We start from the raw sequence: 7674 nt of genomic DNA, 5'->3' as shown, positions 1-7674 counted from the left end.
GACCGCGGCTGGAGCCACGGCCGCGGCGGCTCGATGCACCTGCAGTGGAAGGAGGCCGGCGCGATGGGCACCAACGCCATCGTCGGCGGCGGCGTCCCGCAGGCGGCCGGCTTCGCCTTCGCCCACCAGCGCTCCGGCACCGACGCGGTCGCGGTCACCTACTTCGGCGACGGCGCGGTCAACATCGGCTCCACCCTCGAGACGATGAACCTCGCCGGCGCCTGGTCGCTCCCGGTCTGCTTCTTCATCGAGAACAACCGCTACGCCGTCTCCACCTCCGTCGAGGAGGCCACCGCCGAGCCCCGGCTCTCCGCGCGCGGGATGGGCTTCAACCTCGCGTCCTGGAAGGTCGACGGGCAGGACCCGCTGGCCGTGCACCTCGCCATGGCCGAGGCCGTGGAGCACATGCGCGCCGGTCGCGGCTCGACGGTCGTGGAGGTCGACACCTACCGCTTCTTCCACCAGAACGGCGGCTTCGCGGGCAGCGCGTTCGGCTACCGCGACAAGGAGGAGGAGAAGGCGTGGCGGCTGCGTGACCCGCTGACCGTCACCTCCGCGCACCTCGAGCGCCTCGGCCTCCTCGAGGACGGTGAGGCCGCCCGCGCGCTCGCGCAGGCCAAGGCGGTCATGGAGGAGATCGGCGACGTCCTCCTGGAGCCGGTGCCCGACGGCAAGCCCGGCCAGCGCCGGATCCGCGCCGACGAGTGGCCCGACCCGGCGTGGGTCGACGTCGGCGTCCGCGGCGACCTCTCCGAGATGGACGACGCCCGCGTTGTCGCCGCCGACGGCCACGCCGTCCCCGTCCAGGACATGAAGCTGGTCGAGTCGATCGCCGCCGTCCTCGGGCGCCGGATGGAGACCGACCCCGGCGTCATCGTCATGGGCGAGGACGTCCACCGGCTCAACGGCGGCACCAACGGCGCCACCCGAGGGCTCAGCGAGCGGTTCCCCGACCGGGTGCTCGGCACGCCCATCAGCGAGAACGCCTTCACCGGCCTYGCCTGCGGCGTCGCGCTCGACGGCCGCTTCACGCCGGTCGTGGAGTTCATGTACGCCGACTTCATGTGGGTCGCCGCCGACCAGCTCTTCAACCAGGTCGCCCGGGCGCGCCACATGTACGGCGGGGACGGCGCCGTACCCCTCGTGCTGCGCAGCAAGGTGGCCATGGGCACCGGCTACGGCTCCCAGCACTCGATGGACCCGGCCGGCGTCTTCGCCACCTCGGCCGGGTGGCGCATCGTCGCGCCCTCGACGCCCTACGACTACGTCGGCCTGATGAACACCGCCCTGCGCTGCCAGGACCCCGTCCTGGTGCTCGAGCACGTCGACCTCTACAACGCGGTCGGGCCCGGCCCCGTCGACGACCTCGACTTCTGCCTGCCCGTCGGCAAGGCGGCGATCCGCCGCGAGGGCAAGGACGCCACGATCCTCACCTACCTCGGGATGGTCCCCTTCGTGCTCGAGGCCGTCGAGGAGTTCGGCGAGGTCGACGCCGAGGTGATCGACCTGCGCTGGCTCGACCGGGCGAGCATCGACTGGGACACCATCGAGGCGTCCCTCACCAAGACCAACCAGGTGGTGATCGCCGAGCAGGGCGCGGTCGGCACGTCGTACGGAGGGTGGCTGGCCGACGAGATTCACCGCCGGTTCTTCGACCTGCTCGACGCCCCCGTCCGCCGGGTCACCGGCGCCGAGGCCTCGCCCAGCATCAGCAAGGTGCTGGAGCGTGCGGCGATCGCCCAGAAGGACGAGGTCATCGYCGAGCTCACCGAGATCGCGAGGTACTGACGTGGCACAGGTGCTACGCATGCCGGGCGTCTCGGCCAACGCGACCGAGGCCGTGCTGGCCGAGTGGCTGGTCGCGGAGTCGGCCGAGTTCGCCGCCGCCGACGCGCTGGCGACCGTCGAGACCGACAAGGCCCTCGTCGACGTGGAGGCCGAGGCGGCCGGCGTCGTCCTCAAGACCCTGGTGACGCCCGGGTCGCAGGTCGAGGTGGGCGCCCCGATCGCCGTGCTCGGCGGGGTGGGGGAGCGGGTCGACGACCTGGCCGCCCTGCTGCGCGAGCTCGGCGTCGCCGAGGACTCGACGCCCGTCGTCACCGAGCGGCGCGACGTCCCCGACCAGCCGGTCGAGCGGACCGAGCCCGAGGTCGACCCGGGCTCAGGCGCCCCCCTCGCGGAGCCCGCCGCCGTTGTCGAGCCCGCGTCCGTCGAGCCCGAGCCCGAGGCGGGGCCCGCGGCCACCGCGGCCACCAACGGCCGCCCCGCACCGTCGCCGGGCCGGGTCTTCGCCAGCCCGTTGGCCCGCAAGATCGCGCGCGACGCCGGACTGGTGATCGAGGAGATCCCGGGCACCGGGCCGCGCCAGCGGGTGCTGCGCCGCGACGTCGACGCCGTGCTCGCGTCGCGCCGTACGGCGCCCGCGTCCGCCCCGGCCCCGGTCGCTTCCCACGGAGTGCCCGACGACGGCTTCGAGGACGTGCCGCACACCCGCCTCCGCCGGGCGGTCGCGGAGCGGCTGGCCACCAGCAAGCGCGAGGCGCCGCACTTCTACGTCCGCACCACGGTCCGCGTGGAGCGGTTGCTCGCGCTGCGCGCCGAGCTCAACGAGGCCCTCGACGGCGAGGTGAAGGTCTCGGTCAACGACCTCGTCGTCAAGGCGGTGGCGCTGGCCCACGAGCGGGTGCCCGCCCTCAACGTCACCTGGACCGACGACGCCGTACGCCGCTGGCGCACCGCCGACATCGCGGTCGCCGTCGCCACCGACCGCGGCCTGGTCACGCCGGTGCTGYGCGACGTCGGCCACCGGTCGGTCTCGTCGGTGGCCGGTGCCGTCCGCGAGCTGGCCGGCCGCGCCCGCGAGGGACGGCTCCGCCAGGAGGAGCTGGAGGGCGGCTCGATCACCGTCACCAACCTCGGGATGTACGGCGTCGAGGAGTTCGCCGCGATCATCAACCCCCCGCACGCCGCGATCCTCGCGGTGGGTGCGGTGCGCGAGGAGCCCGTCGTGCAGGACGGGTCCGTCGTGCCCGGCTCCGTGATGAGCCTGACCCTCTCGGTCGACCACCGGCCCGTCGACGGCGTCGTCGCCGCGCGCTGGCTGGCGGAGCTGACCGGGTTGTTGGAGCACCCCGTGCGGCTGCTCGCCTGACGACGGCGCCGACCGGCGCCCGGGGTCCTGGGAGGACACCCATGGAGAAGAAGCAGAACGCAGGACCGACGCGGCGCTCGGTGCTCGGGGGAGCGGCAGTGGCCGCGGGAGCGCTGGGCGCGAGCGCCGTGGGGTCGCCCGCGGTGGCCGGGCGTGGCCACCCGGGCGGCGGGCACGGTCACGGGCCGGGGCCGCGCGAGTACGTCCTCACCGGCGGCTACGTCCTGTCGATGGATCCCACGGTCGGCGACATCGACGGTGGCGACGTGCACGTCAAGGACGGCCGCATCATGGCGGTCGGGCGCGGCATCCGCGGCGGGGGAGCGCGCATCGACGCCCGCGGCACGGTCGTGATGCCCGGCCTGGTCGACACGCACTGGCACCTGTGGACCACGCTCTTCCGGTCGATGTCGAGCTCGTCGCCCGCGACGGCGTACTTCGCGCTCAATGTCGCCAACGGCGTCCGCGCCCTGCCCACCGACCTCTACCAGGGCGCCCGGCTCGCGCTCGTCGACGCCCTCAACACCGGGGTCACGACGGTCAACGACTGGTCGCACAACCTGCGCACGCCCGAGCACGCCGACGCCAACCTGCAGGCCCACCGCGAGATCGGGCTGCGGGGCCGCTTCTCCTACGGCACCCCGCAGGGCTACCCCGGCACCTCGGTCATCGACCTCGACGACATCGCCCGGGTCAAGCGCGAGTGGTTCGACAGCGGCCGGCTCCCGCTGATGCACCTCGGCCTGGCCGGACGGCCGCCGGGACTGGTCGGCGAGGCCGTCTTCCGGCCCGAGTACGACGCCGCGCGCGCCCTCGGGCTGCCGGTCAGCTACCACGCGAACTCGACCCGCGCGCAGGGCGCGCTCGAGATGGTGCGCCAGCTGGGCGAGCAGGACATGCTCGGCCCCGACACGCAGCTGATCCACGCGCTCTACACGACGCCGGCGGAGCGGGCGACGATCCGCGACACCGGCGCGAGCGTCAGCATCTCGCCGATGTCGGAGCTGCTCATCGGCTACGGCATCTCCCCGGTCAAGGACATGGTCGACAGCAACGTGCTGCTCACGCTGTCGGTCGACACCATGTCTCTGGTCGGGTCGGCCGACATGTGGGCCGTGATGCGGCTGACGACCGGGCTGCACCGCGGCGTCTCCGAGCAGGAGCTCTCGATCGGCACCCGCCGGGTGCTGCAGATGGCCACCCTCGACGCGGCCCGGAGCCTGGGCCTCGGCGACGTCACGGGCTCGCTCACGCCGGGCAAGCGGGCCGACGTCGTGATGGTCCGCCGCCACGACGTCGCGACGGCCCCGGTCATCGACGTGGCCAACACCCTCGCGCTCGCCGCCGGGGCGGAGAACGTCGACACCGTCATCGTCGACGGTCGCTTCCGCAAGCGCGGGGGCCGCCTCCTCGGCATACACACCGAGCGGGTGGTGCGCGGCACCGAGCAGGCGATCGCGGCGCTGCTCGCGCGCTGACTCCGTCTTCTGCCCCCTCACGCCACCTCGTCGTGACTCACCTCCCCCTGGCGAGCGGTGCGTCAGCCACCTTCCGGCTCGGTCGAATCGTGGCTGGCGCACCCGTCATACGGCGTGTCGCGGCGACGCGCCGGGACGGCGGTGACGCAGCCACCTTCCACCCGACGCGGAACGTGGCTCAGTCACCGCTCCCGCGGGGGACCGGGGACGTCAGGCCGGACCCATCACGCTCAACGGGTCGAGCCCGAGCGCGGTGAGCACGGTGCGGGCGGCGTTGCGTCCGGGCCGGCCGGAGACCGACCCGCCCGGGTGCGTGGTGGACCCGGTGAGGAAGAGGCCGGGGAGCCCCGTGTCGTACCGCGGCCAGCCCGGCAGCACCTGCCCGTGGAGCAGGAACTCCCCGCCGTGGCAGGAGCCGCCGAGGTTCTGCGGGTTGTGGGCGGCGACGTCGACAGGGGACTCGGTGCGCATCGACAGGATGTCGAGCTCGCCCAGCCCGCGGGTCCGCTGCCGGACGAGGTCGACCAGCGCGGCGCCGTACCCGTCCTTGGTGTCCGCCCACGACCGCCCGTCGGCGCGCTCCCACGGTGCGATGGTGAGGATCTTGAAGGTGCCGCCGGAGCCGGCCACGCGGCTGGGGTCGACCACGGTCTGGTTGACCACCAGCAGCCACGGGTCGTCAGCGTCGACCTCGCCCGCGGCGCAGCGGTCGAGGTGGCGGGCCATGCCGTCGGCCGTGCCCAGGCCGGCCGCCGCGCCTGCGACCCCCGCGTCCCCGAAGGACAGGTCACCGGTCAGGGCGGCGTGGACAGCCAGCACGCTCAGTCCCGGGCGCCAGGTGTCGCGCGCCTCGACGAGGTCCGGCGAGGGAGCGCCGCCGACGACCTGGTCGGCCAGCCGGGCGAGGTGGCTGCCGGCGACGACCGCCCGCTCCGCGGCGACGGTCCGCCCGCCGACGCGGACGCCGGTGACCCGGTCGCCGTCGGTCAGGTAGCCGTCGACGGCCGCCGAGCACACCACCCGCCCCCCGTGCGCGGTGATGACCCGCACCAGCGCCTCGGGCAGCGCCTGGCTGCCACCGACCGGGGTGGTCCAGCCGTGGTCGAGGCGTCCCACGGACAGCGAGGAGGGGAGGAAGCCGGTGCCGGGGCGGCGCGGGTCCTGGATCGTGGCCATCGCCAACCACAGCACGAAGGAGCGCACGACCGGGTGCTCGTAGGTCTCGTGGACGACGTCCCAGGCGCTGTGCGACCGCAGGGCCAGGTAGGCGCGGGTGATGGCGTCGTCGAGCGGGGGGAGCGCGGAGCTCCACCGGCCGTGGGCCGCCCCGAGGCCTCCCCGCCAGGCGAGGACCATCGCCTCGAAGGACCGCGCGTCACGGGTCGACCAGCGGGCGAGCTCGTCGACGGTCGCGGACAGGTCCGGACGCATGACCAGCACGTCGCCGTCGGGCTGCGGCATCACCACTGCGGGGTCGGTGGTGAGGTAGCGCAGGCCCTGCTCGGCGACCAGTCCCAGCTCGTCGTCGCGCACGAGCGGGTTGTTCTGGATCAGCACGTGGGCGCTGCTGCACGAGTCGTGGGCGAAGCCGGGCAGGGTCAGCTCCTCGGTGCGGGTGTTGCCCCCCACCGTCGGCGCGGCCTCCAGCACGAGGACCTCGAGCCCGGAGCGGGCGAGGTAGGCGGCGGCGACCAGCGAGTTGTGCCCGGCGCCGACGACCACCACCTCCGCGCGGTCGGGCAGCTCGTCCGGGGCCGGTGTGCTCTCCATGTCGTGCTCCTCTCCGGGGTCAGGGTGGCAGCGGCCACAACCGATTGCAACCACTCCGAGCGCGCTGGACCGGCTCACGACCGGATGACCGCCCCGCCGACCGCATCCCCGAATGGGGCGACTTCGACGCGTACGCGGCGCCGCTGCCCGCGCGCGCCGCTGGAATTGCCCGGGATCCCTTGACACCTGTGGCGTAGTTCACAACACTGGCGATGCCGCAATCGATTGCGGATGAACCGAGGAGGAAGCATGGTCCAGATTTCCCGAGGTCGTGGCCGAGGATTGATGGCCGCCGCGGTGACCGGTGTCCTGGTCGCCAGCCTGGCCGCGTGCGGTGGCGACGACGGCGGCAGCGAGGGTGGCAGCGACGACCCGATCGTCATCGGCACCTCGCTCCCGCTGACCGGTGAGTTCTCCCAGCCCGGCCAGGCCGCCGAGCAGGGCTACAAGGTGTGGCAGGAGATGATCAACGCCGAGGGTGGTCTCCTGGACCGCCAGGTCGAGCTGAAGATCAAGGACGACGCCTCGAACCAGAACACCATCGTCACCGACTACAACGCGCTGATCAGCCAGGACAAGGTGGACCTCCTCCTCGGGACCTTCTCCTCGCTGCTCAACCTGCCGGCCTCCGCCGTGGCCGAGAAGAACCAGATGCTCTACGTCGAGCCCGCCGGCGGCTCGCCGGACATGTTCAACCGAGGCTACGAGTACCTCTTCTTCGCCCAGCAGGCCACCGCCGACAAGCAGGGCAAGGTGTTCGCCGAGTGGGTGRCCCAGCTGCCCGACGGTGAGAAGCCCAAGACCGCGGCGTACCCGACGCTCGACGACCCGTTCGCCGCCCCCAACGTGGCCGGCATCCAGGCGATCCTCGAGGACGCCGGGGTCGAGACGGTCTACGAGGAGACCTACGCGATCGACACCAAGAACTTCGACACCATCGTCAGCTCGATGAAGAACGCCGACCCCGACCTGGTCGTCCACGGCGCCCAGTTCGAGGACGGCATCGGCATGACCCGCGCGATGCTCAAGGCCGACTTCACCCCGGACATGTTCTTCCAGACCAACGCACCGTCCTTCGGCAGCCAGTTCACCGACGGCATCGGCGAGGAGAACACCGAGGGCATCTTCTACGCGGTCAGCCACTCGGCCGACGCGGACACCCCCGGCAACGCCGAGTTCGTCGCGAAGTACCAGGAGATGTACGGCGAGGGTGAGGTCCCCGAGGACGCCGCCGACGCGTTCGCGGCCGCGGAGGTGATGCAGGCGGCGGTCGAG

The 7674-nt window shown here is 73.0% G+C and carries 5 protein-coding genes; 4 read left to right on the top strand and 1 reads right to left on the bottom strand.

Annotated elements, in window-relative coordinates; genetic code table 11:
* From ACXJKL_RS09515 to ACXJKL_RS09505, 3 genes are all read left to right on the top strand, one after another.
* A partial coding sequence (locus ACXJKL_RS09515; RefSeq protein ID WP_457206820.1) for an alpha-ketoacid dehydrogenase subunit alpha/beta occupies positions 1-1788 on the top strand: 1788 nt, incomplete at its 5' end.
* 19 nt (positions 1789-1807) lie between these two features.
* A complete protein-coding gene (locus ACXJKL_RS09510; protein ID WP_457206819.1) occupies positions 1808-3151 on the top strand; it encodes a dihydrolipoamide acetyltransferase family protein in 1344 nt (447 codons plus the stop codon).
* Positions 3152-3192: 41 nt separating this feature from the next.
* Entirely contained in the window at positions 3193-4629 is a 1437-nt protein-coding gene (locus tag ACXJKL_RS09505; RefSeq protein WP_457206818.1) for an amidohydrolase family protein, read from the top strand.
* Positions 4630-4839: 210 nt separating this feature from the next.
* Here the strand turns inward: ACXJKL_RS09505 and ACXJKL_RS09500 are convergent, their stop codons facing one another.
* On the bottom strand, positions 4840-6399 hold the full coding sequence (locus ACXJKL_RS09500; protein ID WP_457206817.1) for a phytoene desaturase family protein: 1560 nt from the start codon (positions 6397-6399) through the stop codon (positions 4840-4842).
* Positions 6400-6684: 285 nt separating this feature from the next.
* On the opposite strand from ACXJKL_RS09500, the gene ACXJKL_RS09495 reads away from it, so the two are divergent.
* A partial coding sequence (locus tag ACXJKL_RS09495; RefSeq protein WP_457206816.1) for an amino acid ABC transporter substrate-binding protein occupies positions 6685-7674 on the top strand: 990 nt, incomplete at its 3' end.

Source organism: Nocardioides sp. P5_C9_2 (assembly GCF_054049555.1).
The sequence above is the reverse complement of the archived record's forward strand: the minus strand, read 5'-3'. Positions and strand labels throughout refer to the sequence as shown.

Bases quoted from the DNA above. Each gene is read 5' to 3' on its own strand.
- ACXJKL_RS09505 (WP_457206818.1), top strand. From the start codon at position 3,193: ATGGAGAAGAAGCAGAACGCAGGACCGACGCGGCGCTCGGTGCTCGGG.
- ACXJKL_RS09500 (WP_457206817.1), bottom strand. From the start codon at position 6,399: ATGGAGAGCACACCGGCCCCGGACGAGCTGCCCGACCGCGCGGAGGTG.